Raw genomic sequence first — 274 nt, 5'->3', positions numbered from 1 at the left:
TCGCCGTGGCGGCCGAGGAACTCGGTGCGACTGGCCGTCCACGCCGTTTGCCGGCCGCTGAGGTCGGCGAAGGCGACACGCGTGCCGAATGCGGTACTCCAGGGATTGCGCGCCAACATGGCTCCCGTGAGCGAGTCGATTTCCGTCATGACGAACGGTGCCGATGCGCCTCGCGAGGTACCGAGCACCCATTCGAGCCACGCCGTGACCGAGAGCCGCCGGGTACGGCCGGACAGATTGCGTAGTGTCAGCCGGCTGATCTTCAACGGATCGG

Annotated in this window: 1 protein-coding gene; it reads right to left on the bottom strand. The window is 67.2% G+C overall.

What is annotated here, in order from left to right; all coding sequences use genetic code 11:
- A partial coding sequence (locus tag ACYPXD_RS28845; protein ID WP_459719738.1) for a hypothetical protein occupies positions 1–274 on the bottom strand: 274 nt, incomplete at both ends.

The sequence above is a fragment of the Paraburkholderia sp. 2C genome, from assembly GCF_054589215.1.
This window is presented reverse-complemented; position numbering and strand designations above follow the sequence as displayed.